Below are 25,307 nucleotides of genomic sequence, written 5' to 3'. Positions count from 1 at the left end.
GATGGATACTCCGTACACATCAAACCGACTCAATGGATGAAACGTACACTTCGCGCCCCCTCCTCGCCCCCTTACGCTCGAAAGACCGCACCCGCAGGACCACCAGAAGGGCACCCCCCCCATGAGCACCGAGCAGAGCCCGCGCGGCCCCGTCGACTCCTCCCGGATCCCGCGCTACGCCGGTCCGGCGACCTTCGCCCGCCTGCCCCGCCTGGACGAGGTCGGCTCCGCCGACGTCGCCGTCGTCGGTGTGCCCTTCGACTCCGGTGTCTCCTACCGCCCCGGCGCCCGCTTCGGCGGCAACGCCATCCGCGAGGCCTCGCGCCTGCTGCGCCCGTACAACCCGGCGCAGGACGCCTCCCCGTTCGCCCTCGCGCAGGTCGCGGACGCCGGTGACATCGCGGTGAACCCCTTCAACATCAACGAGGCCGTCGAGACGGTCGAGGCCGCCGCCGACGAGCTCCTCGGCAACGGCTCCCGCCTGATGACCCTCGGCGGCGACCACACCATCGCCCTCCCCCTCCTGCGCTCGGTCGCGAAGAAGCACGGCCCGGTCGCCCTGCTGCACTTCGACGCCCACCTGGACACCTGGGACACCTACTTCGGCGCCGAGTACACCCACGGCACCCCGTTCCGCCGTGCCGTCGAGGAGGGCATCCTCGACACCGAGGCCCTCTCCCACGTCGGTACCCGCGGCCCGCTGTACGGCAAGCAGGACCTCGACGACGACGCCAAGATGGGCTTCGGCATCGTGACCTCGGCGGACGTCTACCGCCGCGGCGCCGACGAGATCGCCGACCAGCTGCGCCAGCGCATCGGCGACCGCCCGCTGTACATCTCCATCGACATCGACGTCCTGGACCCGGCGCACGCGCCCGGCACCGGCACGCCGGAGGCGGGCGGCATGACCTCCCGCGAGCTGCTGGAGATCATCCGCGGCCTGTCGTCCTGCAACCTCGTTTCCGCCGACGTGGTCGAGGTCGCCCCGGCGTACGATCACGCCGAGATCACCTCGGTCGCGGCCTCGCACACCGCGTACGAGCTCACCACGATCATGAGCCGCCAGATCGCCGCCTCGAAGGCGAAGTAACACCCGGCGGGGCGAACACGGCGGCCCGGCACCCCAGCGCCAAGGCAGCGCGACGGCACGAAGGGCACGCAAGCACGTGACGCACGACCACGACCTGGTTCTCCGCCCCACCGACGCCCAGACGGCGGCCGCCCTGGCCCCGCCGCCGGGCCGCACGGGCGGGGACCTGGTGGTGGAGACGCTGCGCGGCCTCGGCGCGACGACCGTCTTCGGTCTGCCGGGGCAGCACGCGCTCGCCCTCTTCGACGCCGTCGGCCGTTCCGACCTGCGCCTGATCGGCCTGCGGACGGAGAACAACGCGGGCTTCGCCGCCGACGCCTACGGCCGCCTCACGGGCGAGGCGGTCCCGCTGCTGCTCTCCACCGGCCCCGGGGCGCTCATGTCCCTGCCGGCCCTCGCGGAGGCGGCCGCCGCCTCCGCGCCCGTGCTCGCCCTCTCCTCCCAGGTCCCGTCCCCGGGCCTGGGCGGAGGCCGGCGCGGACACCTGCACGAGTTGCGCGAGCAGTCCGCGTCCTTCCGTGACGTGGTGAAGTCGGTCCACATCGCTCGCACCCCCTCCCAGATCCCCTCCGTCGTGGCGGAGGCCTGGGAGTCGGCCCTGACCGCCCCGCACGGCCCCGTCTGGGTGGAGATCCCCGAGGACGTGCTCCGCGCCGAGACGGTGATCCCGCAGGTCACGGGCATGGACGCGAGCCCGCACGAACTCGCCCCGCGCCCGGAGCTGACCGCACTGGCGGCGCACTGGCTGTCCCGGGCCTCCCGCCCCGTGATCATCGCGGGCGGCGGGGTCGTCCGCGCGGACGCCGCCGGCAAGCTCAGGCAGCTCGCCGAACGCCTGAACGCCCCCGTCGTCACCACCTTCGGCGGCAAGGGCGCCTTCCCCTGGACGCACCCGCTCTCCCTCCAGTCCTGGCTGGAGGACCGCCACATGACGGACTTCCTGGAGGACGCCGACGTCCTGCTCGTCGTCGGCTCGGGCCTGGGGGAACTCAGCTCCAACTACCACACGTTCTTCCCCACGGGCCGGGTCGTCCAGATCGAGGCCGACCTCGGCAAGCTGGAGTCCAACCACCCGGCGCTGGGCATCCACGCCGACGCCCGACTGGCCCTCCAGGCCCTGCTGGAGACGGTCGAGCCCCGCGAGGACGCCGACGCCCCCGCCCGGGTCCGCGCGGTCCTCGACGCCGTCGCGGCCCGGCTCGCCGCCCAGGACCTCACCCTGGAACAGGAGCTCCTGACCTCGATCAGGTCCGCCCTGCCGGCCCGCTCCCCGTCCTTCTGGGACATGACGATCCTGTCCTACTGGGCCTGGTCCGCCTTCGACCCGAAGCACCCCAACACCATGCACTCGGCCCAGGGCGCCGGCGGCCTCGGCTACGCCTTCCCCGCGGCCATCGGCGCGGCCGTCGCCGAGCCGGGCACCCCCGTCCTCGCGGTCTCCGGCGACGGCGGCGCGATGTACTCCGTCTCGGACCTCGCCACCGCGCGGCAGTACGACCTCGACGTCACCTGGCTGATCGTGGACGACGGCGGCTACGGCATCCTGCGCGAGTACATGACCGACGCCTTCGACGGCCGCACCACCGCCACCGAACTCACCCGCCCCGACTTCGTCGCCCTCGCCGAGTCCTTCGGCGTCCCCGCGTCCACCACCACCCCGGCCACCCTCCGCGAGGACCTCGCCATGTCCCTCACCACCCCCGGCCCCTCGGTCCTCGTCCTCCCGGCCACCCTCAGGATGTTCGCCCCGACCCACCTGGGCTAGGCATGGGCTAGGCAGCCTCGTGATGTCGGGCGGCGAAGACCACGTGGGACGTCTCCCCGACCAACTTGAGGGTCAGCTCGGACTCCATGGCCCGAGCGAGCCGTGCCAGCAGAGGCACCGTTGGTACGGTCCCTCCCAGCTCCAGCTTCGACACCTGGGGCTGTGTCATCCCTGCCCGGCGCGCGAGCTCTGTCTGCGAGATCCTGAGCTCGGTACGACGGTCGTACACCGCCTGTCCGAGCTCGAAGGCGAGCCGGATCTCCTCCCGCTGCCGTGTGGTCTCTGCGGACTCGGCCAGGCCCTGTGCCACCTTCCGGTCCCGCGAGAGCTTCCACTGAGCGTGGCTGACCATGGTGATTCTCCCTTCTAGACGTCATGGGTATACACGTCGACCGCCGGTCCATGGGAGGACTCGCACACCCGGCCGGCACGCACGGCCCGATCCACTTCTGCGACTTCGCGCTGCTTCGTCTTCCTGAAGACGGTCAGAAGCACGATCCTCCGGCCAGGAGCGAGGCGGTACGAGAGGCGCACCGCCTCGCGGTTGTGGCCGAGCATGAACCGCAGCTCGCGGACGCCGCCTCTCAGATGTCGTGTGTACGGCTCCCCGAGTGTGGTCGGCGCGTCGACGAGAAGTCCTACGGCGTGCTCCGCCACCAGGTAGTCGGCGTCCGACAGGTTCATGAGCCACAGCCGGACCTCCGGCTCGATCTCGACCGTGAAAAGGTCTTCCATATAGCTGAACGTATAGACATTCCAGTGTATGGCGGTGGACGCGGCGCGTGAAGCCGCCCGAACGAGTGAGGTGCGCTCCCACTGGCCCTGCCTCCGGACCTGACCCGTCCGGCCGCTCCCGGCGTGCGCCGGAGGCGCCGTACGCGGATGTTCGAATTGTTGCGGCGGGATGAAATCCGCCGGTCGGAGCGTTGGGGGTCTCGGCAGGACAGGACCTACGGGGAGGCACCCACGTGACGGCGGCTGGGGAGAAACAGGGCTGGGGCAGGCGGCTGGCCGCCTACACCTGGCGGTACAGGCTCAACGTGCTGCTCGCGCTGGGGTCCTCACTGGCCGGCATGGCCGTCATGGCGCTCGTACCGCTCGTCACCCGCGTCATCATCGACGACGTCATCGGCGACGGGACCAAGGAGATGGGCCCCTGGGCGGGCCTGCTCGTCGGCGCCGCCCTGCTGGTCTACGTGCTCACCTACATACGCCGGTACTACGGCGGCCGCCTCGCCCTCGACGTGCAGCACGACCTGCGCACCGACATGTACGACACCATCGCCCGCCTCGACGGCCGGCGCCAGGACGAGCTGTCGACCGGGCAGGTCGTCGGGCGGGCCACCAGCGACCTCCAGCTGATCCAGGGCCTGCTCTTCATGCTGCCCATGACCATCGGCAACTTCCTGCTCTTCGGGATATCCCTGGCCGTCATGGTCTGGCTGTCGCCCCTGCTGACGGTCGTCGCGCTGCTGATGGCCCCCGCCCTGTGGTTCATCGCCAAACGCAGCCGCAAGAAGCTCTTCCCCGCCACCTGGTACGCCCAGAGCCAGGCCGCCGCCGTCGCCACCGTCGTCGACGGGGCCGTCACCGGCGTCCGCGTAGTCAAGGGCTTCGGGCAGGAGGAGCAGGAGACCGGCAAGCTCCGCGAGGCCGGGCGCCGGCTCTTCGGCGGCCGGATGCGCGCCGTCCGGATGAACTCCCGCTACACCCCCGCCCTCCAGGCCGTCCCCGCGCTCGGCCAGGTCGCCATGCTGGCCCTCGGCGGCTGGCTGGCGACCCGGGGGCACATCACCCTCGGCACCTTCGTCGCCTTCTCCACCTACCTCGCCCAGCTCGTCGGCCCCGTCCGCATGCTGGCCATGGTGCTCACCGTCGGCCAGCAGGCCCGGGCCGGCGTCGAGCGGGTCTTCGAGCTGATCGACACCGAGCCGGTGATCCGGGAGGGGACGCGGGAGCTGCCCGCCGACGCCCCCGCCACCGTCGAGTTCGAGGACGTCCGCTTCGGCTACGACCCCGAGCGGCCCGTCCTGGACGGGTTCTCGCTCCGGCTCGCCGAGGGGGAGACCGTCGCCGTCGTCGGGGCGTCCGGCTCCGGCAAGTCCACCATCTCCCTCCTCCTGCCGCGCTTCTACGACGCCGACCACGGCACCGTCCGCGTCGGCGGCCACGACGTGCGCGAGCTGACGTACGACTCCCTGCGGGCCGCCATCGGCCTGGTCCCCGAGGACTCCTTCCTCTTCTCCGACACCATCCGGGCCAACCTCGCCTACGGGCGCCCCGAGGCCACCGACGAGGAGATCCGCGCGGCCGCCCGCGCGGCCCAAGCGGAATCGTTCATTCAAGCCCTGCCCGCCGGCTACGACACCAAGGTCGGCGAACAGGGCCTGACCCTCTCCGGCGGCCAGCGCCAGCGCATCGCGCTCGCCCGCGCCCTCCTCACCGACCCCCGGCTCCTCCTCCTCGACGACGCCACCTCCGCCGTCGACGCCCGCGTCGAGCACGAGATCCACGAGGCGCTGCGCGCCGTCATGGCCGGCCGCACCACCCTCCTGATCGCCCACCGCCGCTCCACCCTCGCCCTCGCCGACCGGATCGCCGTACTCGACGGCGGCCGGCTCGCCGACCTCGGCACGCACGAGGAGCTGGAGCGCCGCTCGGCCCTCTACCGCCGGCTGCTGACCGACCCCGAGGCCCTCGGCGCGGGCTCCCCGCGCACCCCCGACGCGCCCTCCATGACCGAGTTCGAACGGGACGTCGAGCGGGACCTGGAACGGGACATCGAGCTGGAGGCCGAGATCGACTCCGAGCCGGTGAGCGCCAAGCGGCGCGTCGCCGACGGGGTGACCCCCGAGCTGTGGCGGCGCCGGGACAAGGCCGAGGAGCCCGCGCCGGGCGCCACCCCCGAGCTGCTCGCCCAGGTCGCCGCCCTCCCGCCGGCCGACGACCGGCCCGAGGTGGACGAGGAGCGCGCCGCGGCCGCCGAGGAGAGCTACGGCCTGCGCCGGCTGCTGCACGGCTTCTGGGCCCCCCTCGCCATCAGCCTCGGCCTCGTCGCCCTCGACGCCGGCGCCGGTCTGCTGCTGCCGGTGCTCATCCGGCACGGCATCGACCAGGGCGTCGAGAAGGCCGCCCTCGGGGCGGTGTGGGCCGCCGCGGTCCTCGCCCTGGCCGTCGTGACCGCCCAGTGGGCCGCCCAGTTCGCCGAGACCCGGATGACCGGGCGCACCGGCGAGCGCGTGCTCTACGCCCTGCGCGTCAAGATCTTCGCCCAGCTCCAGCGCCTCGGCCTGGACTACTACGAGCGCGAGCTCACCGGCAAGATCATGACCCGGATGACCACCGACGTGGACTCCCTCTCCAGCTTCCTGCAGACCGGACTGGTCACCGCCGTCGTCTCGGTCCTGACCTTCTTCGGCATCCTGATCGCCCTGCTCGTCCTCGACCTCGAACTCGCGCTGATCGTCTTCGCCACCCTCCCCGTCCTGGTCCTCGGCACGTTCGTCTTCCGCCGCAAGTCGGTCGCCGCGTACGAGCTCGCCCGCGACCGGGTCAGCCTGGTCAACGCCGACCTCCAGGAGTCCGTCGCCGGACTGCGCCTGGTCCAGGCCTTCCGCCGCCAGCACACCGGCGCCGCCCGCTTCGCCGAGCGCAGCGACTCCTACCGCCGGGCGCGGGTGCGCGGCCAGTGGCTGATATCCGTCTACTTCCCCTTCGTCCAGCTGCTGTCCTCCGGCGCGGCGGCGGCCGTGCTGATCGTCGGCGCGGGCCGGGTGGAGGCGGCCACCCTCACCACAGGCGCCCTGGTGGCGTACCTGCTCTACATCGACCTGTTCTTCGCCCCGGTCCAGCAGCTCTCCCAGGTCTTCGACGGCTACCAGCAGGCCACCGTCTCCCTCGGCCGCATCCAGGACCTGCTGCGCGAGCCCACCACCACCCCGCCCCCGGCGGTGCCACGCGAGGTCGCCGCCCTGCGCGGCGAGATCGCCTTCGAGGACGTGCGCTTCGCGTACGCCACCGCGGAGGAGCGCGGCGAGGAGGGCGAGGCGCTGGGCGGCATCAGCCTGCGGATACCGGCCGGGCAGACCGTCGCCTTCGTCGGCGAGACCGGCGCCGGGAAGTCCACGCTGGTCAAGATGGTCGCCCGGTTCTACGACCCGACCTCCGGCCGGGTCACCGCCGACGGCACCGACCTGCGCGAGCTGGACCTGACGGCCTACCGCCACCGGCTCGGGGTCGTCCCCCAGGAGTCGTACCTCTTCCCGGGGACGGTCCGCGACGCCATCGCCTACGGGCGGCCGGGCGCGAGCGACGCCGAGGTGGAGGCGGCCGCCCGCGCGGTCGGCGCCCACGACATGATCGCCACCCTCGACGGCGGCTACCTGCACACCGTCTCCGAGCGCGGCCGCAACCTCTCCGCGGGCCAGCGGCAGCTGATCGCACTGGCCCGCGCCGAGCTCGTCGACCCGGACGTCCTGCTGCTCGACGAGGCCACCGCCGCCCTGGACCTGGCCACCGAGGCCCAGGTCAACCAGGCCACCGACCGGCTCGCGGGCAAGCGCACCACCCTGGTGGTGGCGCACCGGCTGACCACCGCCGCCCGGGCCGACCGGGTGGTGGTCATGGAGCGCGGCCGGGTCGTCGAGGACGGCAGCCACGCCGAACTGCTGGCCCGGGGCGGCCGCTACGCCGTGCTCTGGCGGACCTTCGTCGGCGAGGACGAGCCGGCCGCCGCCGCGTAGCGGAGCCCTCAGGAGTACGCCCCGGGTGTCAGAGCTCGCCGAAGAGCAGGTTGCCCGGGGCGTCCTCGTCCTCGCCGGTGTAGTACTCGCGCACCGCGTCGAGGAGCTCGTCCAGCGACAGGTACCCGTCGTGGTTCTTGTCGATCCGCGCGAAGAGGGCGTCCGCGTCGGCCGGCTCCAGCCTGGTGTCGAAGGCCAGCTGCGCCTTGTGGAACTCCTCGGGGCTGATGTGCCCGTCCCCGTTGGTGTCGACGACCGTGAGCATCGCCTTCATCATCGGCCGGAAGGACTTCTCGTACGCCGGGCCGCCGTCCTTGTAGAGGCGGGTCATCCCGTCCCGGTACTGGGCGGGCGTCAGCTTCTGGTCCTGGCCCACGCCCAGCTCGTTGAAGAGGTCCACCCAGAAGTCGGTGAGCCCGCGGAAGACCTCGGCCGCCTTGGGGGAGTCGGCGGGCTCGGCCAGCGCGGTCAGCAGCCGGGAGCCGAGCGCGATCATGTCCTTCTCGTCGATCACGCCGTTGTCGTCCGCGTCCAGGTGCGCGAACGCGCGCTCCAGCTTCCGGTCGAGCAGGTCGGTGGTCATGGGCGGACGCCTTTCATGATTACTCCGGGCATGCGGTCGATCGCCCAGGGTAGTGCAACCTTCCGGGGGTCCGGCGCGTCGTACGTACGTCAGTACGCGTGACGTACGACCGATCGGGGGGTCAGGGTGTCTCAGGGGTGGAAGGCGCGGACGGCGCGCGGGCGGGGCGTGTCCCTCGGGGTGTTCGGGGCGGCGCTCTGGCTGGCCGTCGGCGGGGTGCTCGCGGCGGCGCCGCAGGCGGCCGCGGCCACCGGCGGCTGTCCGGGCGAGCTGGTGCGGACGCTGCCGCTGCCGGGCGCCGAGGTGCGCGTGTACAAGAGCCGGACGCAGGTCTGCGCGGTGAACGTGGCCCTGCACCCCGGCGAGCGCCGCCACCTCGCGGTGAGCGTGCAGCCGCGCGGCGGGGTCCCCGTGGGCGATGCGGGGCAATTCACCCGGTACGCGGGCCCCGTCACCGTGGGCGCGATCAACCGATGTGTGTATGTAAGGGGGAGCGTCGCGGCCGGATCGGTGGAATCCGGCTGGATCCTGTGCTGACGCAGCGGCCCAACCACTACTGTTCACGGGCGTGTTGACCCCGCTAGGTTCACGGCGACCACCAGTGGACCGAATGGGGAGAAGTGCATGCGCAAGACGCTTGGCCGGCTGCTGCCGCTCACGGTGCTGATCGGCACCTTCGGCCCGGTCGGCCTGACGGCTCAGGCGGCCACCGCCGCAGAGCCGGCCGCCACCGCGCCGACCACCGCCGGGCAGGGCACCACCGCGGACATCAGGGACCGGATCCTCGCCATCCCCGGCATGAGCCTGATCGAGGAGAAGCCGTACCCCGGTTACCGGTTCTTCGTGCTGAACTACGAGCAGCCGATCGACCACCGGCAGCCGTCGAAGGGGACCTTCAAGCAGCGCATCACCCTGCTGCACAAGGACGAGTCCCGGCCGACGGTGTTCTACACCTCCGGCTACAACGTCAACACCAACCCGCGCCGCGCCGAGCCGACGACCATAGTCGACGGCAACCAGGTGTCCATGGAGTATCGATTCTTCAACCCGTCCCGCCCCGACCCGGCGGACTGGTCGAAGCTGGACATCTGGCAGGCGGCCAGCGACCAGCACCGCATCTTCACCGCCCTGAAGAAGATCTACACCAAGAACTGGCTCGCCACTGGCGCCAGCAAGGGCGGGATGACGGCGACGTACTTCGAGCGCTTCTACCCGCGCGACATGGACGGCGTCGTCGCCTACGTCGCGCCCAACGACGTCGTCAACAACGAGGACTCGGCCTACGACCGGTTCTTCACCAAGGTCGGCACCAAGGAGTGCCGCGACAAGCTGGCCGCCGTCCAGCGCGAGGCCCTGATCCGGCGCGAACCGCTGGAGGCCAAGTACAAGGAGGCCGCCGCCGCCAACGGCTGGACCTTCAACACGGTCGGCAGCATGGACAAGGCCTTCGAGGCCGTCGTCCTCGACTACACCTGGGCCTTCTGGCAGTACAGCCTGCTCTCCGACTGCGGGACCGTCCCCGACGCCAAGACCGCGACCGACCAGCAGATCTGGGACAGCGTCGACACCATCTCCGGCTTCTCGGCCTACGCCGACCAGGGCCTGGAGACGTACACGCCGTACTACTACCAGGCGGGCACCCAGCTCGGCTCGCCGGACATCAAGCAGCCCTGGCTGAAGGGCCTGAGCCGCTACGGCTACCAGCCGCCGCGCAACTTCGTCCCGCGCGACATCCCCATGACCTTCCGGCCGGGAGCCATGGCGGACGTGGACAACTGGGTGAGGAACAACGCCCACCAGATGCTGTTCGTGTACGGGCAGAACGACCCGTGGGGCGCCGAGCCCTTCCACGTCGGCTACGGGGCCACCGACAGCTACGTGATGATCGCGCCCGGCGCCAACCACGGAGCCAACGTCTCCAAGCTCCAGGACGGCGAGAAGGCCCTGGCCACCGCCCGGATCCAGCAGTGGGCCGGCGTGGCCCCCGCCGCGACCGTGTTCGGGGCGCAGAAGGCCGCCCCGCAGACGGCGGCCCCGCTCGCCGCCCCGGACCCGCAGCTCGACCGGACCGACCTGCGCCGCGACTCCCTGCGGCCGTAGCGGGTGCCCGCCTGACGGCGTGGCGGTCGCCGCCGGGCCGCGGGCCGGAGTGCTTCAGTACTCCAGCCCGTGGCCCAGCGGGTAGCGGCCCGGCACCGGGACCGGCAGACGGCCCGACGGCCGTTCCGCCCCCGTCACCACCCGGGCCGCGGCCCGCAGTTCCACGTCCGTCCAGGTGTACGTGGCCAGCTCGGCCGCGCACCGCGGCAGCCGGGCCGGGTCGTACGGGTTGCGGACCGCCACCAGCACCACCGGGACGCCCGTCGCCACCAGGTCCGCCACCAGCGTCCGCTGCGGACTCTCCCCCTCCGGGACGTTGTACGTGCACACCAGCACCGCCGCGTTCCCCGGCGCGGCCGCCACCGCCCGCTCCGGGGGCAGGGCCTGCGCCCGGCAGCCCAGGGCCGTCAGCTCCCGCGCCAGGACCGCCGTCGGGGGTCCCGTCGTCCCGGTGGGGGAGGCCGGGTCGGCGCCCGTCACCAGCAGCCGGGGCCCCGCCGACGCGTCCAGGGGCAGCAGCCCGCGGGGGTTGGCCAGCAGGGTGGTCGTCCCGGCCGCGACCGCGTCGGCCGCCGCCAGGTGCTCCCGGGTGCCCACCACCGCGTCCACCCGCGCCTCGTCGGCGTACGGGTCCTCGAACAGGCCCCGGCGGGCCTTGACCCGCAGGATCCGCAGCACCGACTCCTCGACCCGCTCCCGGGTGAGTTCGCCCGACTCCACCGCCGCCAGCACGCTGCGGTACGCCAGCCCCAGGTCGGGGGCGTTCAGCAGCTGGTCGCAGCCCGCCTTGAGGGCCAGTACCGGCACCCGGTCGTCCCCGTACTTCTGCCGGACCCCGGCCATGTCGAGGGCGTCGGTCACCACCACCCCCCGGAAGCCCAGGCGTTCGCGCAGGATGCCGGTCACGATCGGGTGGGAGAGGGTCGCCGGGTCCCCCGAGGGATCGAGCGCGGGGAAGACGATGTGCGCCGTCATCACCACGTCCGCGCCCGCCTCCACGGCCGCCCGGAACGGGGGCTCGTCCAGCTCCTCCCACCGCGCGCGGCTGTGCCGCATCACCGGCAGGCCGACGTGGCTGTCGGTCTCGGTGTCCCCGTGCCCCGGGAAGTGCTTCGCCGTCGCCGCCACGCCCGCCCCCTGGTAGCCGCGCACCTGGGCGGCCACCAGCTCCGCCACCGCGTCCGGATCGGAGCCGAAGGAGCGCACCCCGATCACCGGGTTGGCCGGGTTCACGTTCACGTCGGCCACCGGGGCGTAGTCCTGCCGGATCCCGAGGGCGGCCAGCTCGGCCCCCCCGACCCGGGCCGCCCGGCGGGCGTCGGCGGACGAGCCGCCCGCGCCGAGCGCCATCGCCCCGGGCAGCAGCGTCGCGGGGCGGCCGATCCGGGCGACGGCCCCGTGCTCCTGGTCGACGGAGAGCAGCAGCGGGATCCCGGCGCCGGAGCCGGCCGCGGCCCGCTGGAGGCCGTTGGACAGGGCGGCGATCTGCCGCGGGGAGCGGGTGTTGTGCGCCCAGGCGAAGTAGACGATCCCGCCCAGGTGGTAACGGGCCACCAGCTCGGCGGCGGTGCGCACGCCGAACTGGGCCCGGTTCAGCTCCGCGTCGGCCGGGTCGGGGTCGGTCGCCGAATGCCCGTACGCCCGCGACACGAACAGCTGCCCCACCAGCGCGGGCAGCTCCATCGAGGCCACCAGGGCCCGCAGTCCCTCCGGGTCCGTGCGGCGGCCCGGGGGGCCCGCGGGGGAGCGGGGGTCGTCGGGGGTGCGGTGGGAACCCGTGGCGGACGCGGCGGCGCCCGCGGCCGAGGCGGCGGCCATGGCCGCGGCGGCGAGCAGGGCCCGGCGGGAGGCGTGGTACGGCACTCCCGGGACCCTACTCCCGGTCCGCGCCCCGCGTCCCCGGGACACCCGCGGCGTCCCCCGGAAGCAGGCCCGCCACGGCCGGCCAGTGCTCCTGGAGGGTGCGGACGGTCTCGGTGATCGCCGGCCGGCGGGCGGCGCCCGTCCGCCACAGGGCGTACAGCCGGCGCACCGGCACCGGCTCCAGCGGGACGGCCACCGCGCCGGGCGGCAGCGGGCCGGTGCCCAGCCGGGGCACGACCGCGATCCCGAGCCCGGCCGCGACCAGGGCGACGATGGTGTGGTTCTCCTCGGCCATGTGCGCCACGTCGGGCTCGAACCCGGCCGTGCGCAGGGTCCGCACCAGCCAGTCGTGGCAGACCCGGCCCGGCGGCTGGCACACCCACCGCTGCCCCCCGAGGTCCGCGCGGCGGACCACGGCCCGGGCGGTGAAGGGGTGCCCGGCCGGGACCACCAGGTCGCACCGGTCGTCCCCGATCAGCGCGTGCTCCACGCCCTCGGGGGCGGGCAGCGGGGCGATGTCCCAGTCGTGGGCCACCGCCAGGTCCGTGACGCCCCGGGCCACCAGGTCCACCGACAGGTGCGGGTCCACCTCTGTGAGGCGTACGTCCAGCGCCGGATGGCGGGCGGCCAGATCGGCCAGGACACCAGGCAGCAGACCGCGCGCGGCCGAGGCGAACGCGGCCACCGTCAGCAGCCCGCCGGGCCGGCCGCGCCGCTCCTCCAGGGTGGTCTCGGCCCGCTCGACGATCGCCAGCAACTCCCGCGCGGTCTCGGCCAGGTGGCGGGCCTCCTCGGTGAGGGCGACCCCGCGCCCGCGCCGCTCCAGCAGGGTCGTGCGGGTCTCCCGCTCCAGTTTGCCGATCTGTTGCGAGACGGCGGAGGGGGTGTAGCCGAGGGCGGCGGCCGCGGCAGCCACGGAGCCGTGGACGGAGACGGCGTGCAGGGCGCGCAGCCGGGGCAGGTCGAGCATCCCGCCATCGTAGGGGGCCGGGGCGGGCTCTCGTAAGGAACGCTTCATCCATCCCGGAAGACATGCGCGCTGGTGCTACATGGTGGGGGCGGCCGATGCTCGGGGCATGCGTCCCGTACACACCGCTCTCGCCGTCCTCGTCGCCGCCGTCTGGGGGTTCAACTTCGTCGTCATCCAGATCGGGCTCGGCCACTTCCCGCCGCTGCTGCTGTCCGCGCTGCGCTTCCTGGTCGCCGCGCTGCCCGCCGTGTTCCTCGTGGGGCGGCCCAAGGTCGCCTGGAAGTGGATCCTGGGGGTCGGGGTGGCGCTCGGCATCGCCAAGTTCGGGCTGCTGTTCACGGGCATGGCCGCCGGGATGCCGGCCGGGCTGTCCTCGCTGGTGCTCCAGATCCAGGCCGTGTTCACCGCCGTCCTCGCCGCCGTCGTGCTGCGCGAGCGGCCCGGGCGGGTGCGGGTGCTGGGCATGGTGGTGGCACTGGCGGGGATCGCGGTCGCGGCCGCCGACACCGGCCTGTCGGGCCCGGCGGCCGGGTTCACCCTGGTCGTGGCGGCCGCCGCGTGCTGGGGCGTGTCCAACGTGCTCACCCGCAAGGCGGCCCCGCCCGACGCGCTGAACTTCATGGTCTGGGTGTGCACCGTCCCGGTGGTGCCGCTGCTGGGGCTGTCGCTGCTGCTGGAGGGCCCCGAGCGGGACCTGGCCGCGCTGCGCGCCCTGGACTGGTCCGGGGTGGCCGTCATCGGCTACGTCGCCTGGGTGTCCACGGTGTTCGGCTTCGGCGCGTGGGGCTACCTGCTGCGCCGCTACCCGGCCTCGGCCGTGGCGCCGTTCTCGCTGCTGGTGCCGGTGTTCGGGATGTCCTCGGCCGCGCTGGTGCTCGGGGAACCGGTCTCGGGGCCGCGCTGGCTGGCGGCGGTGCTGCTGGTCGGCGGGGTCGGTCTGACCTCGCTGGCCCCGGCGGGCGGGAGGCGGGGCGCGGCCGCCGCGGGCGCCCCCGCCGGCGCGGTGGGGGCGGCCCGCTAGGACGGGCCGCCGCCGCTGCCGCCGCTGCTGCTTCCTGACGCCTGCTTCCTGCCGCCTGCTTCCCGCCGCCTACTTCCTGTCGCCGCCGAGGATCCGGCCCAGCAGGTCGCCGAGGCCGCCGCCCTCCGCGGGGGCCGCGCCCGGGGCGCCCGCGGTGGGCGCGCCCTTGCCGGCGGCGCGCTTGGCGAAGACGGTCAGCACGACCGGGATCAGCAACTCGATGGCCCGGGAGACGCTCGCGGCGGGGAGGCCCGTCTTCTTCGACACCGCTTCGGCGACCGGCTTGCTCACCTTGCTCAGCACCCCGGCCATCATCCCGCCGCCGAGCAGCCCGCCGAGGCCGCCGCCGAGGGTGGCCACACCCTGGAGGGGCGGCTGGGCCACCTCGGCGAAGGCCTGGCGGACCTCGTCGTCCCCGCCCTCGGCCTTCTCCTGGAGGCCGCCGGTCATCGCTCCGACGGTGTGCGCGACGGTCTCGCGGGCGCCGTCGGTGTCGGTGCCGAGCACACCGGCGATCTCCTGGAGCCCGTCGTCGCCGAGTTCGTGGATCACGTCGTCCTGGAAGGAAGATTCACTCATGCCTGGAACGCTACGTGTGCGGGGATTTATCGGCATCTCAGAGCGACCTCCGGACCACGTTCGGTAATGGAAAGGTAAAGCTGTGATTCCGCATGCAACCCTCCGGGCCGGGCGTGGGTCGTACTGTGCGTCGGGACTTCCGGGTGGGGATCCGGGGGGATCGGGAAGTCCGACGAGGGAGGGGTAACCGTGAGGGGGTCCGGCCGCGAGGCCGGACCCCCTTTCGTTTGTCCACAGGCCCGGCCCGCTGTCGGCGCGGGGCGGTAGCTTCGTGCCATGGCAAACAACGGGGTGGTGCAACTCGCGGTGGTCGAGGGGGTGCTGGAGCGCATCACCTACGCCAACGAGGAGAGCGGCTACACGGTCGCCCGGGTCGACACGGGCCGCGGGTCCGGGGACCTGCTGACCGTCGTGGGCTCCCTGCTCGGCGCGCAGCCCGGCGAGTCCCTGCGCATGGAGGGCCGCTGGGGCTCGCACCCCCAGTACGGACGCCAGTTCACCGTCGAGAACTACTCGACGGTCCTGCCCGCCACCATCCAGGGCATCCGGCGCTACCTGGGCTCCGGCCTGATCAAGGGCATCGGGCCGAGGATCGCCGACCGGATCGTGGAGCACTTCGGCCTCGACACCCTCGACGTGATCGAGGGCGAGCCGAAGCGGCTGATCGAGGTACCGGGCCTCGGCCCCAAGCGGACGAAGCTGATCGGCGCCGCCTGGGAGGAGCAGAAGGCCATCAAGGAGGTCATGGTCTTCCTCCAGGGCGTCGGCGTCTCCACCTCCATCGCCGTCCGCATCTACAAGAAGTACGGGGACGCCTCCATCTCGGTGGTGAGGAACCAGCCGTACCGGCTCGCCGCCGACGTCTGGGGCATCGGGTTCCTCACCGCCGACCGGATCGCCCAGGCCGTCGGCATCCCGCACGACAGCCCCGAGCGGGTCAAGGCCGGGCTCCAGTACGCGCTGTCGCAGTCCGCCGACCAGGGCCACTGCTTCCTCCCCCAGGAGCGGCTCATCTCCGACGGGGTGAAGCTGCTCCAGGTGGACACCGGGCTGGTCATCGAATGCCTGGCCGAGCTCGCCGCCGACCCGGAGGGGGTCGTACGGGAGTCCGTGCCCGACCCGCAGGGCGGCCCGGACCCGCTCACCGCCGTCTACCTCGTCCCGTTCCACCGGGCCGAGCTGTCGCTCGCGGGCCAGGTCCGGCGGCTGCTGAACGCCGAGGAGGACCGGATGCCCGGCTTCCGGGACGTGGACTGGGAGAAGGCCCTGGGCTGGCTCGCCGGGCGGACGGGGGCCTCGCTCGCCCCCGAGCAGCGGGACGCGGTCCGCCTGGCGCTGACCCGCCGGGTCGCCGTCCTCACCGGCGGCCCGGGCTGCGGCAAGTCGTTCACCGTGCGCTCGATCGTGGAGCTCGCCCGGGCCAAGAAGGCCAAGGTGGTGCTCGCCGCCCCCACCGGCCGGGCGGCGAAGCGGCTGTCCGAGCTCACCGGGGCCGAGGCCTCCACCGTGCACCGGCTGCTGGAGCTCAAACCCGGCGGGGACGCCGCGTACGACCGGGACCGCCCGCTCGACGCCGACCTGGTCGTGGTCGACGAGGCCTCGATGCTGGACCTGCTGCTCGCCAACAAGCTGGTCAAGGCGGTGGCCCCGGGGGCGCACCTGCTGCTGGTGGGGGACGTGGACCAGCTCCCGTCGGTCGGCGCGGGCGAAGTGCTGCGGGACCTGCTCGCCGAGGGCGGTCCGGTGCCCGCCGTCCGGCTGACCCGGATCTTCCGGCAGGCCCAGCAGTCCGGCGTGGTCACCAACGCCCACCGCATCAACACCGGGGTGGCGCCCATCACCGACGGGCTGCCGGACTTCTTCCTCTTCCCCGAGGAGGACACCGAGGCGGCCGGCGTCCTCGCGGTGGACGTCGCGGCCCGCCGGATCCCCGCCAGATTCGGGCTCGACCCGCGGCGAGACATCCAGGTGCTGGCGCCGATGCACCGCGGACCGGCCGGCGCGGGCCACCTGAACGGGCTGCTCCAGCAGGCCATCACCCCGGCCAGGCCGGACCTGCCCGAGAAGCGGTTCGGCGGGCGGGTCTTCCGGGTGGGTGACAAAGTCACCCAAATCAGGAACAACTATGAGAAAGGTGCCAATGGTGTCTTCAACGGCACCGTCGGCGTGGTGACCGCTCTCGACCCGGACGAGCAGCGCTTGACGGTCCGTACGGAGGAGGACGAGGAGGTGGGGTACGAGTTCGCCGAGCTGGACGAGCTGGCGCACGCCTACGCGGTCACCATCCACCGCTCCCAGGGGAGTGAGTATCCGGCGGTCGTGATCCCGGTCACGACCGGCGCTTGGATGATGCTCCAGCGGAACTTGCTCTACACGGCGGTGACCAGGGCGAAGAAACTCGTCGTCCTCGTCGGGTCACGCAAGGCCCTGGGGCAGGCGGTCCGTACGGTTTCCGCAGGCAGGAGGTTCACGGCGGTCGCCGCCAGGCTCGCCGGACGGATACCGGTGGGAAACATCACCTAGATGATCGATCATTTGGGTTCCCACGGGCCCCGCGGGCAGGGCAGGATGAGCAGGTTGACGGCACTCAGTGCCGTCAAAAAGACCAAAGGCCGACCCCGAGTGCACTCTCCTGCGCCAAATGGGGGAAGGTAGAGGCAGTCAGGGCACCTCGAAGAAGAGGCACTACGTCGGTGAGGGATGACGTGAGCGACAACTCTGTAGTACTCCGGTACGCGGACGGCGAATACACCTACCCGGTGATCGAGAGCACCGTCGGTGACCAGGGCTTCGACATCGCGAAGCTGAGGGCCCAGACCGGGCTCGTCACTCTGGACAGCGGCTACGGCAACACCGCCGCCTACAAGTCCGCGATTACCTACCTCGACGGTGAGCAGGGCATCCTGCGCTACCGCGGTTACCCGATCGAGCAGCTGGCGGAGCGCTCGACCTTCATCGAGGTCGCCTACCTTCTGATCAACGGCGAGCTGCCGACGGTCGACCAGCTCGCGGCGTTCCGCAACGACATCACCCAGCACACGCTGCTGCACGAGGACGTCAAGCGGTTCTACGACGGCTTCCCGCGCGACGCCCACCCGATGGCCATGCTGTCCTCGGTCGTCAGCGCGCTGTCCACCTTCTACCAGGACAGCCACAACCCCTTCGACGAGAAGCAGCGCAACCTCTCGACGATCCGCCTGCTGGCCAAGCTCCCGACGATCGCGGCCTACGCGTACAAGAAGTCGGTCGGCCACCCCGTGGTCTACCCGCGTAACGACCTCGGTTACGTCGAGAACTTCCTGCGCATGACCTTCTCCGTGCCGGCCCAGGAGTACGAGCTCGACCCGGTCGTGGTCTCCGCGCTCGACAAGCTGCTGATCCTGCACGCGGACCACGAGCAGAACTGCTCGACCTCCACCGTGCGCCTGGTGGGCTCCTCGCAGGCGAACATGTTCGCCTCGATCTCCGCCGGCATCTCGGCCCTGTGGGGCCCGCTGCACGGTGGCGCCAACCAGTCCGTCCTGGAGATGCTCGAAGGCATCAAGAAGGACGGCGGCGACGTCGACGCCTTCATCCGCAAGGTGAAGAACAAGGAGGACGGCGTCCGCCTGATGGGCTTCGGGCACCGCGTCTACAAGAGCTTCGACCCCCGGGCGAAGATCATCAAGGCTGCGGCGCACGATGTCCTCTCGGCGCTCGGCAAGAGCGACGAGCTGCTGGACATCGCGCTCAAGCTGGAGGAGCACGCGCTCGCCGACGAGTACTTCGTCTCGCGCAACCTCTACCCGAACGTGGACTTCTACACCGGTCTCATCTACCGGGCCATGGGCTTCCCGACCGAGATGTTCACCGTGCTGTTCGCGCTCGGCCGCCTGCCCGGCTGGATCGCCCAGTGGCACGAGATGATCAAGGAGCCCGGCTCCCGCATCGGCCGCCCGCGCCAGATCTACACCGGCGAGGTCCTGCGCGACTTCGTCCCGGTCGAGGCCCGCTGAACCCGAGCCCCCAGGGCCCAGTACGCGAGAAGCGCCCCGCCGTCGATCCCCCCACGGGTCGACGGGCGGGGCGCTCCTCTTTCCCCGGCAGCGGATTCCCCCCACGGGATCCGCGCGCCGGGGCGTCGGTGTGTGCCGGGACCCGTTCGGGTCGGGAGGGCCGCTCAAAGCTTCCCGAGGGCACGCGTCCCGGCCGGCGGATGCCGCGGACGTCCCCCAAGACCTCCGTGAAACATCCCCCAAGATGTTTCTGGCATCGCCCCATTAGACCCGGGACGACCCCGGATGGTTACGCTGCCATCACTGTGATCTGCGTCTCCAGTGAAGGAGTTGTGGAGGCTCCGGGGAGGAGCCCCCGCTAGCGGAACGAGCGCAGCCGCAGGCTGTTCGTCACCACGAAGACCGAGGAGAAGGCCATCGCGGCCCCCGCGATCATCGGGTTGAGCAGGCCCGCGGCCGCCAGCGGCAGGGCCGCCACGTTGTAGCCGAAGGCCCAGAACAGGTTTCCCTTGATGACGGCCAGGGTCCGGCGCGAGAGCCGGATCGCGTCGGCCGCCACCCGCAGGTCGCCCCGTACGAGGGTCAGGTCGCCGGCCTCGATGGCGGCGTCGGTGCCGGTGCCCATGGCCAGGCCGAGGTCGGCCCGGGCGAGGGCGGCCGCGTCGTTGACCCCGTCGCCCACCATGGCGACGGTGCGGCCCTCGGCCTGGAGCCGGCGGACCACGTCCACCTTGTCCTGCGGGAGCACCTCGGCGATCACCTCGTCGATCCCCACCTCGCGGGCCACCGTCTCGGCCACCGCCCGGTTGTCCCCGGTCAGCAGGACCGGGGTGAGGCCGAGCGCCCGCAGCCGGGCCACGGCCTCGGCGCTGGTCGGCTTCACGGCGTCGGCGACGGTCAGCAGCCCGCGGGCCTCGCCGTCCCAGGCGACCAGCACCGCCGTGCTGCCGGCGGCCTCGGCGGCCGCCCGGGCCCCGGCGAGGGAGCCGGGCGGGGTGATGCCCCGCTCGGCCAGCATCCGTTCGCGCCCCACCAGGACGGTGCGGCCCTCGACCACGCCGCTGACGCCCAGCCCCGCGAGGTTCTCGAAGGACTCGGGGACCGGCAGCCCGCCCGCGGCCTCGGCGGCCTCGGCGGCTCCGGCGGCGACGGCCCGGGCGATCGGGTGCTCGGAGGCGTGCTCCAGGGCCCCGGCGAGCCGCAGCAGCTCCTTCTCGTCCACCCCGTCGGCGGGGTGCACCCCGGACAGGGCCATCCGGCCCGTGGTCACGGTCCCGGTCTTGTCCAGGACGACGGTGTCCACGGCGCGGGTCGACTCCAGCACCTCCGGCCCCTTGATCAGGATGCCCAGCTGGGCGCCCCGGCCGGTGCCGACCATCAGGGCGGTCGGGGTGGCCAGGCCCAGCGCGCAGGGGCAGGCGATGATCAGGACGGCCACGGCGGCGGTGAACGCGGCCGTGGCGTCGTCGGTGAGCAGCAGCCAGACGACCCAGGTGCCGAGCGCGAGCAGCAGCACGACGGGCACGAAGACGCCGGAGATCCGGTCGGCGAGCCGCTGCACCTCGGCCTTGCCGTTCTGCGCCTCCTCGACCGCCTTGGCCATCCGGGCGAGCTGGGTGTCGGCCCCGACCCGGGTGGCCTCCACGACGAGCCGGCCGGAGGCGTTGACGGTGGCACCGGCGACGGCGTCCCCGACGGTCACCTCGACCGGCACGGACTCGCCGGTCAGCATCGAGGCGTCCACGGCGGAGCTGCCCTCGACGACCCTGCCGTCGGTGGCGATCTTCTCGCCGGGCCGGACGACGAACCGGTCGCCCGCCGCGAGGGAGGCCACCGGGATCCGCACCTCCCTGCCGCCCCGCAGCACGGCCACGTCCTTGGCGCCCAGTTCCAGCAGGGCCCTCAGGGCGGCGCCGGCCTTCCGCTTGGAGCGGGCCTCCAGGTAGCGGCCGAGCAGGATGAAGGTGACGACGCCCGCCGCCACCTCCAGGTAGAGGGCGGAGGAGCCGTCGGCCCGCCGGACGGTGAGCTCGAAGCCGTGCCGCATGCCGGTCATCCCCGCGTGCCCGAAGAACAGGGCCCACAGGGACCAGGCGTAGGCGGCGAGCGTGCCCACCGAGACCAGGGTGTCCATGGTCGCGGCGCCGTGCCGGAGGTTGGTCCAGGCGGCCCGGTGGAACGGGAGGGCGCCCCAGACCACGACGGGGGAGGCCAGGGTCAGGCAGAGCCACTGCCAGTTGTCGAACTGGAGGACGGGGACCATCGACAGCAGGACGACGGGCAGGGCCAGCGCGGCCGACACCAGCAGCCGCTGCCGCAGCGCGGCGAGCGCCGGGTCGGAGCCGTCCCGCGGCCGGGGCCCGGACTCCTCGCGCTCGGGCTCGGGCGGCGGAGGCTCCTCGGCGGTGTAGCCGGTGCGGACCACCGTCTCGATCAGGTCGGCCACCCGCACGCCGTCGCCGTAGGAGACGCGCGCCTTCTCGGTGGCGTAGTTCACCGTGGCGCTGACCCCGTCCATCCGGTTCAGCTTCTTCTCGATGCGGGCCGCGCAGGAGGCGCAGGTCATTCCGCCGATGGTCAGCTCGACCTCGGCTATGGGCCCCTCGTGCACTGTGCTGCTGCTCATGTCCCGCTCCGGGGGAAGGGCCGGGCCGCACGGTCCAGTCGGGGGCTGGCGGGTACGGCCCGGCGGGGTACTGCGGAAGGAAGGGGGGGCTCAGACCCGGCCGGCGAGCTCGTAACCGGCCTCGTCGACGGCGGCGCGCACGTCGTCCTCGGCGAGCGGAGCGGCGGACACCACGGTGACCTCACCGGTGGCGGCGACGGCCTTGACGGAGGTGACGCCCGGCAGGGCGGTCAGCTCGGCGGTCACGGCACCCTCGCAGTGCCCGCAGGTCATTCCGGTGACCTTGTACACGGTTTCCGTCACGGCGGTCATGTCGTTCTCCTATCAGGGGGTGTCTCTCTCTACCAGAGACTATACCCCTAGGGGGTATCAAGTCGTCATCCGGCACCCTTCCAGTGTGTGCCGGACGGGGCGGGCGTGTCCGGCGGCCGGGTCCCTCCGGAGGCGGTCACTCCTCGCGCCGGCCCCGGTTGCCCGGGCGGCGGGCCACCCAGGTGCGGATGGTGTCGGCGTACCAGTAGGGCTTGCCCCCCTCCACGTGGTCGGGGGCGGGAAGCAGTCCGTGCTTGCGGTAGGAGCGCACGGTGTCCGGCTGTACCCGGATGTGGGCGGCGATCTCCTTGTAGGACCACAGCTGACGGTCGCTCATCGGACGACACCTCCTCGTCCACGCCCGGGGCCGGCCGGGAGGCCGTCGGGGGAGCCGGTGCGCGGACACTGACGATCACTCGCTTTGTGCCCGGAGAACGACGCCCGGTGAAGGCGGGGGAGGGGCTGTGGACCGCCTGTGACCGAAAACCCGCGTAATCCGGATATGTGTGACACGGGCGCGACTCCTGTGACGGACGCGGCACAGGAGCCGCCCGGTGACTCCGGGTGGGGGGAGGGCGCTCAGCGGGCAGAGCTCCGGCCCAGCGGCAGAGCTCCGGCTCAGCGGCAGCGCCCCGGCCCAGCGGCAGCGCTCCGGCTCAGCGGTAGAGCTCCGGGCGTTCCACCAGCCGCACCTCGGTCCGTACGCCGCTGCGCGCGGCCGCGAGCCCCGCCTCCGAGACGGCGGCGGCCGCGTACCCGTCCCAGGCGTCCGGGCCGTCCACCCTGCCCCGTCCGGCCGCCGCCACCCACCGCCGCACCTGCCGGTCGTAGGCGTCCGCGAACCGGGTCGTGAAGTCCTGGGGGATCTCCCCGCCCCACCGGCCGCCCGACTCCACGACCATCGCGTGCCCGTCGCCGATACGGGCGCTGCCGGATTCCCCGACCGCCTCGCACCGCACCTGGTAGCCGAACCCGCAGTTGACGAAGATCTCCACGTCCACGATCGCCCCGCCCGAGGTCTCCAACAGCACCAGCCGCGGGTCGCGCAGGCCCTCCGGCGCCGCCGAGGACGGCCTCGGCGACAGCACGGTCGCAGCCGTGACCTCCTGGCCCAGCAGCCACCGGGCCGCGTCCACCTCGTGCACCACGGAATCGCCGATCAGCATGTCGCTGGTGAAGAAGGACGGCGAGGAGGCGTTGCGGTGCCGGCAGTGAAGGAACAGCGGCCGGCCGATCCCGCCCGCGTCCAGCAGCTCCTTGAGCCGCTCGTACTCGGCGTCGAACCGCCGCATGAACCCCACCTGCACCAGCCGCCGTCCGAGGCGCCGCTCCGCCTCCAGCACCCGCAGCGCCCCCTCCGGATCCGGGGTCAGCGGCTTCTCGCAGAGCACCGGCAACTCCCGCTCCAGGGCGTGCAGAATCGCTTCCTCATGGGCGGGCCCAGGCGAGGCGATCAGTACGGCGTCCACCCCGGGGGCCGCTATCGCCGCCGCCGCGTCCGTGAACGCCGCCGCACCCTCCACCCCCGCCGCGACCGCCTTGACCCGCTCCGCGTCCGGATCGGCGACGGCCACCACCCGCGCCCCCCCGACCGTGCCGCCGATGCGCCGGACGTGATCGGCGCCCATCTTCCCGGTGCCGATGACGGCGATGCCGAGCGTGTTCATCGTTCCTCTTCCTCCAGGATCTGCCGGGGTCAGCGGGCGCCGCAGGAGCGCAGGTAGGCGCGGGTGCGCCGGGCGACCGGCAGCGGACGGTCCGGCGGGCACGGGTACATGTCCTGCTCCACGATCGCGAACAGCTCCACCCCGAGCCGCTGTGCCGCCGCCAGCACCGGCTCCAGCGCCGGCACCCCCGACGGCGGCTCGCACATCACCCCGCGCCCCACGGCCGGCCCGAACGGCACCCCGTCCGCCACCACTTCGGCGAGGATCCGCGGGTCCACCTGCTTGAGGTGCAGGTAGCCGATCCGCTCGCCGAAGGCCTCGATCGCCTCGACGCTGTCCCCGCCGCAGTACGCGTAGTGCCCGGTGTCCAGGCACAGGGACACCAGCTCCGGGTCGGTCGCGTCCAGGAACCGGGCCACGTTCCCGGGGGTGTCCACATGGGTGTCCGCGTGCGGGTGGACGACGATCCGCAGCCCGTACCGCTCGCGCACCTCACGGCCCAGCCGCTCGGTCTGGGAGGTCAGTTCACGCCATTGCGCGGGAGTGAGGACCGGATCCTCCAGCATCCCGCCCGTCTTGTCGTCGCGCCAGAACGACGGGATCACCACGAGGTGCTCCGCGCCCATGTCCCGGGTGAGCGCGGCGATCCGCGACACGTGCGCCCAGGTCTGCTCCCAGACGGCGGGGCCGTGATGGAGTCCGGTGAAGACGGTGCCGGCGGACACCCGCAGGCCCCGCTTCGCGGTCTCGTCGGCGAGCCGGGCCGGATCGGTGGGCAGGTAGCCGTAGGGGCCGAGCTCGATCCACTCGTACCCGGCGTCGGCCACCTCGTCGAGGAACCGGTCCCAGGGGACCTGGAGCGGGTCCTCCGGGAACCAGACACCCCAGGAGTCCGGAGCCGAACCGACGCGGATACGGGTCAACGCGGGCGGGGAGGAGGTCATGACGGCCACCTTAGGGTGCGAGGTCCGAGGGGAAAGGGAGGACGAGTGCGAGAGGGAGGAGTGCCCGGCGTGAGCACGGGGGACGCAGGGGGAGGGGCCGCGGACGGGCCCGCGTACGACCTCATCACGATGGGGCGGATCGGGGTGGATCTCTACCCGCTGAAGACCGGCGTACCGCTCGCGGAGGCCGACACCTTCGGGAAGTTCCTCGGCGGCTCGCCGGCCAACGTCGCCGTCGCGGCCGCCCGGCTCGGACGGCGCACGGCCATGATCAGCCGGACCGGCGCGGACCCCTTCGGGGCGTATCTGCGCGGTGAGCTGCGGGGGTTCGGGGTCGACGACCGCTGGGTGGGGGAGGTGGCGCGCTACCCGACGCCGATCACCTTCTGCGAGGTCTTCCCGCCGGACCGCTTCCCGCTGTACTTCTACCGGCTCCCGAAGGCGCCCGACCTGGAGATCGAGCCGGACGAGATCGACCGGGAGGCGGTGCGGGACGCGCGGGTGTTCTGGATGACCGGCACGGGACTGAGCGCCGAGCCGAGCCGCGCCGCGACCCTGACCGCGCTGGAGGCCCGCTCGAAGTCCGGGACGACCGTCTTCGACCTCGACTGGAGGCCGACGCTGTGGGACGACGGACCGCCGCGGCCCTGGTACGAGCGGGCGCTCGCGCTGGCGACGGTGGCCGTCGGGAACGCGGAGGAGTGCGAGGTCGCCACCGGCGAGGGCGAGCCGTACGCGGCCGCGCGGGCGCTGCTCGCGGCCGGGGTGGAGCTGGCGGTGGTCAAACGGGGCCCGGAGGGGGTGCTGGCCGTCCACCGGGACGGCACGGCGGTGGAGGTACCGCCGGTGCCCGTGACGGTGGTCAACGGGCTCGGCGCGGGCGACGCGTTCGGCGGGGCCCTGTGCCACGGGCTGCTGGCGGGATGGGAACTGGAGCGGGTCCTGCGGTACGCGAACGCGGCCGGGGCGATCGTGGCGTCCCGGCTGGCCTGTTCCACGGCGATGCCGTTCGCGCATGAGGTGGAGGAGGTTCTGGAGTCGTGCCGGTGA

General features: G+C 72.9%; 20 protein-coding genes. 9 read left to right on the top strand and 11 right to left on the bottom strand.

Annotation, left to right across the window (positions count from 1 at the left end; translation table 11 throughout):
* Nucleotides 1-121 precede the first annotated feature (121 nt).
* Complete coding sequence (speB, locus tag ACZ5NJ_RS07020) at nt 122-1,090, top strand: agmatinase (protein ID WP_365153775.1); 969 nt, start codon at nt 122-124, stop codon at nt 1,088-1,090.
* Between the two features lie 76 nt (nt 1,091-1,166).
* Nucleotides 1,167-2,855 (top strand): thiamine pyrophosphate-binding protein, encoded by a 1,689-nt coding sequence (locus ACZ5NJ_RS07015; protein ID WP_468763618.1) that lies wholly within the window; start codon nt 1,167-1,169, stop codon nt 2,853-2,855.
* 7 nt (nt 2,856-2,862) lie between these two features.
* Here the strand turns inward: ACZ5NJ_RS07015 and ACZ5NJ_RS07010 are convergent, their stop codons facing one another.
* Complete coding sequence (locus tag ACZ5NJ_RS07010) at nt 2,863-3,207, bottom strand: helix-turn-helix domain-containing protein (RefSeq protein WP_468763616.1); 345 nt, start codon at nt 3,205-3,207, stop codon at nt 2,863-2,865.
* 14 nt (nt 3,208-3,221) lie between these two features.
* Nucleotides 3,222-3,590, bottom strand: coding sequence for a type II toxin-antitoxin system RelE/ParE family toxin (locus tag ACZ5NJ_RS07005; RefSeq protein WP_468763614.1), 369 nt, complete (start codon nt 3,588-3,590; stop codon nt 3,222-3,224).
* Between the two features lie 233 nt (nt 3,591-3,823).
* Here ACZ5NJ_RS07005 and ACZ5NJ_RS07000 point away from each other — a divergent pair, with 233 nt between their 5' ends.
* Entirely contained in the window at nt 3,824-7,597 is a 3,774-nt protein-coding gene (locus ACZ5NJ_RS07000; RefSeq protein WP_468763611.1) for an ABC transporter ATP-binding protein, read from the top strand.
* A 28-nt stretch (nt 7,598-7,625) separates the two neighbouring features.
* On the opposite strand, the gene ACZ5NJ_RS06995 is transcribed toward ACZ5NJ_RS07000, so the two are convergent.
* Entirely contained in the window at nt 7,626-8,180 is a 555-nt protein-coding gene (locus tag ACZ5NJ_RS06995; protein ID WP_468763609.1) for an EF-hand domain-containing protein, read from the bottom strand.
* Between the two features lie 126 nt (nt 8,181-8,306).
* Here ACZ5NJ_RS06995 and ACZ5NJ_RS06990 point away from each other — a divergent pair, with 126 nt between their 5' ends.
* Both ACZ5NJ_RS06990 and ACZ5NJ_RS06985 read left to right on the top strand, forming a co-directional pair.
* Nucleotides 8,307-8,717 carry a hypothetical protein gene (locus ACZ5NJ_RS06990; RefSeq protein ID WP_468763606.1) on the top strand — a complete coding sequence of 137 codons (411 nt, stop codon included), beginning with the start codon at nt 8,307-8,309 and terminating at the stop codon, nt 8,715-8,717.
* A gap of 87 nt (nt 8,718-8,804) precedes the next feature.
* Nucleotides 8,805-10,280: a S28 family serine protease gene (locus tag ACZ5NJ_RS06985; RefSeq protein WP_468763604.1), complete on the top strand. Its 1,476-nt coding sequence runs from the start codon at nt 8,805-8,807 to the stop codon at nt 10,278-10,280.
* A 54-nt stretch (nt 10,281-10,334) separates the two neighbouring features.
* Here the strand turns inward: ACZ5NJ_RS06985 and ACZ5NJ_RS06980 are convergent, their stop codons facing one another.
* Both ACZ5NJ_RS06980 and ACZ5NJ_RS06975 read right to left on the bottom strand, forming a co-directional pair.
* Nucleotides 10,335-12,098, bottom strand: coding sequence for a glycoside hydrolase family 3 protein (locus ACZ5NJ_RS06980; RefSeq protein WP_468763882.1), 1,764 nt, complete (start codon nt 12,096-12,098; stop codon nt 10,335-10,337).
* Nucleotides 12,099-12,153: 55 nt separating this feature from the next.
* Complete coding sequence (locus ACZ5NJ_RS06975; protein ID WP_468763601.1) at nt 12,154-13,113, bottom strand: LysR substrate-binding domain-containing protein; 960 nt, start codon at nt 13,111-13,113, stop codon at nt 12,154-12,156.
* A gap of 106 nt (nt 13,114-13,219) precedes the next feature.
* On the opposite strand from ACZ5NJ_RS06975, the gene ACZ5NJ_RS06970 reads away from it, so the two are divergent.
* Nucleotides 13,220-14,134, top strand: a complete 915-nt coding sequence (locus ACZ5NJ_RS06970) for an EamA family transporter (protein ID WP_468763599.1) — start codon at nt 13,220-13,222, stop codon at nt 14,132-14,134.
* Between the two features lie 69 nt (nt 14,135-14,203).
* Here ACZ5NJ_RS06970 and ACZ5NJ_RS06965 read toward each other — a convergent pair whose 3' ends face one another.
* A complete protein-coding gene (locus ACZ5NJ_RS06965) occupies nt 14,204-14,713 on the bottom strand; it encodes a DUF937 domain-containing protein (RefSeq protein ID WP_468763597.1) in 510 nt (169 codons plus the stop codon).
* A gap of 276 nt (nt 14,714-14,989) precedes the next feature.
* On the opposite strand from ACZ5NJ_RS06965, the gene recD2 reads away from it, so the two are divergent.
* Both recD2 and ACZ5NJ_RS06955 read left to right on the top strand, forming a co-directional pair.
* Nucleotides 14,990-17,236, top strand: coding sequence for an SF1B family DNA helicase RecD2 (recD2, locus tag ACZ5NJ_RS06960; protein ID WP_468763595.1), 2,247 nt, complete (start codon nt 14,990-14,992; stop codon nt 17,234-17,236).
* A 182-nt stretch (nt 17,237-17,418) separates the two neighbouring features.
* Nucleotides 17,419-18,708, top strand: a complete 1,290-nt coding sequence (locus ACZ5NJ_RS06955) for a citrate synthase (RefSeq protein WP_468763593.1) — start codon at nt 17,419-17,421, stop codon at nt 18,706-18,708.
* Between the two features lie 358 nt (nt 18,709-19,066).
* Here ACZ5NJ_RS06955 and ACZ5NJ_RS06950 read toward each other — a convergent pair whose 3' ends face one another.
* From ACZ5NJ_RS06950 to ACZ5NJ_RS06930, 5 genes are all read right to left on the bottom strand, one after another.
* Nucleotides 19,067-21,334 (bottom strand): heavy metal translocating P-type ATPase, encoded by a 2,268-nt coding sequence (locus tag ACZ5NJ_RS06950; RefSeq protein WP_468763591.1) that lies wholly within the window; start codon nt 21,332-21,334, stop codon nt 19,067-19,069.
* 90 nt (nt 21,335-21,424) lie between these two features.
* A complete protein-coding gene (locus ACZ5NJ_RS06945; RefSeq protein ID WP_468763589.1) occupies nt 21,425-21,646 on the bottom strand; it encodes a heavy-metal-associated domain-containing protein in 222 nt (73 codons plus the stop codon).
* A gap of 136 nt (nt 21,647-21,782) precedes the next feature.
* Complete coding sequence (locus tag ACZ5NJ_RS06940; protein ID WP_344156417.1) at nt 21,783-21,983, bottom strand: helix-turn-helix transcriptional regulator; 201 nt, start codon at nt 21,981-21,983, stop codon at nt 21,783-21,785.
* A 319-nt stretch (nt 21,984-22,302) separates the two neighbouring features.
* Nucleotides 22,303-23,313, bottom strand: a complete 1,011-nt coding sequence (locus tag ACZ5NJ_RS06935; protein ID WP_468763586.1) for a Gfo/Idh/MocA family protein — start codon at nt 23,311-23,313, stop codon at nt 22,303-22,305.
* A gap of 29 nt (nt 23,314-23,342) precedes the next feature.
* Entirely contained in the window at nt 23,343-24,257 is a 915-nt protein-coding gene (locus ACZ5NJ_RS06930; protein WP_468763583.1) for a sugar phosphate isomerase/epimerase family protein, read from the bottom strand.
* 129 nt (nt 24,258-24,386) lie between these two features.
* Between ACZ5NJ_RS06930 and iolC the strand changes: the two genes are divergently transcribed.
* Nucleotides 24,387-25,307, top strand: a complete 921-nt coding sequence (gene iolC, locus ACZ5NJ_RS06925) for a 5-dehydro-2-deoxygluconokinase (protein ID WP_468763881.1) — start codon at nt 24,387-24,389, stop codon at nt 25,305-25,307.

This window comes from Streptomyces sp. NPDC032091 (genome assembly GCF_055580265.1).
This window is presented reverse-complemented; position numbering and strand designations above follow the sequence as displayed.

Coding starts and splice junctions, on each gene's coding strand:
- ACZ5NJ_RS06985 (WP_468763604.1), top strand. CDS start 8,805: ATGCGCAAGACGCTTGGCCGGCTGCTGCCGCTCACGGTGCTGATCGGC.
- recD2 (WP_468763595.1), top strand. CDS start 14,990: ATGGCAAACAACGGGGTGGTGCAACTCGCGGTGGTCGAGGGGGTGCTG.
- ACZ5NJ_RS06945 (WP_468763589.1), bottom strand. CDS start 21,646: ATGACCGCCGTGACGGAAACCGTGTACAAGGTCACCGGAATGACCTGC.
- speB (WP_365153775.1), top strand. CDS start 122: ATGAGCACCGAGCAGAGCCCGCGCGGCCCCGTCGACTCCTCCCGGATC.
- ACZ5NJ_RS06975 (WP_468763601.1), bottom strand. CDS start 13,113: ATGCTCGACCTGCCCCGGCTGCGCGCCCTGCACGCCGTCTCCGTCCAC.
- ACZ5NJ_RS06980 (WP_468763882.1), bottom strand. CDS start 12,098: ATGGCCGCCGCCTCGGCCGCGGGCGCCGCCGCGTCCGCCACGGGTTCC.
- iolC (WP_468763881.1), top strand. CDS start 24,387: ATGGGGCGGATCGGGGTGGATCTCTACCCGCTGAAGACCGGCGTACCG.
- ACZ5NJ_RS06940 (WP_344156417.1), bottom strand. CDS start 21,983: ATGAGCGACCGTCAGCTGTGGTCCTACAAGGAGATCGCCGCCCACATC.
- ACZ5NJ_RS06965 (WP_468763597.1), bottom strand. CDS start 14,713: ATGAGTGAATCTTCCTTCCAGGACGACGTGATCCACGAACTCGGCGAC.
- ACZ5NJ_RS06970 (WP_468763599.1), top strand. CDS start 13,220: ATGCGTCCCGTACACACCGCTCTCGCCGTCCTCGTCGCCGCCGTCTGG.
- ACZ5NJ_RS06930 (WP_468763583.1), bottom strand. CDS start 24,257: ATGACCTCCTCCCCGCCCGCGTTGACCCGTATCCGCGTCGGTTCGGCT.
- ACZ5NJ_RS06950 (WP_468763591.1), bottom strand. CDS start 21,334: ATGAGCAGCAGCACAGTGCACGAGGGGCCCATAGCCGAGGTCGAGCTG.
- ACZ5NJ_RS07005 (WP_468763614.1), bottom strand. CDS start 3,590: ATGGAAGACCTTTTCACGGTCGAGATCGAGCCGGAGGTCCGGCTGTGG.
- ACZ5NJ_RS06995 (WP_468763609.1), bottom strand. CDS start 8,180: ATGACCACCGACCTGCTCGACCGGAAGCTGGAGCGCGCGTTCGCGCAC.
- ACZ5NJ_RS06935 (WP_468763586.1), bottom strand. CDS start 23,313: ATGAACACGCTCGGCATCGCCGTCATCGGCACCGGGAAGATGGGCGCC.
- ACZ5NJ_RS07010 (WP_468763616.1), bottom strand. CDS start 3,207: ATGGTCAGCCACGCTCAGTGGAAGCTCTCGCGGGACCGGAAGGTGGCA.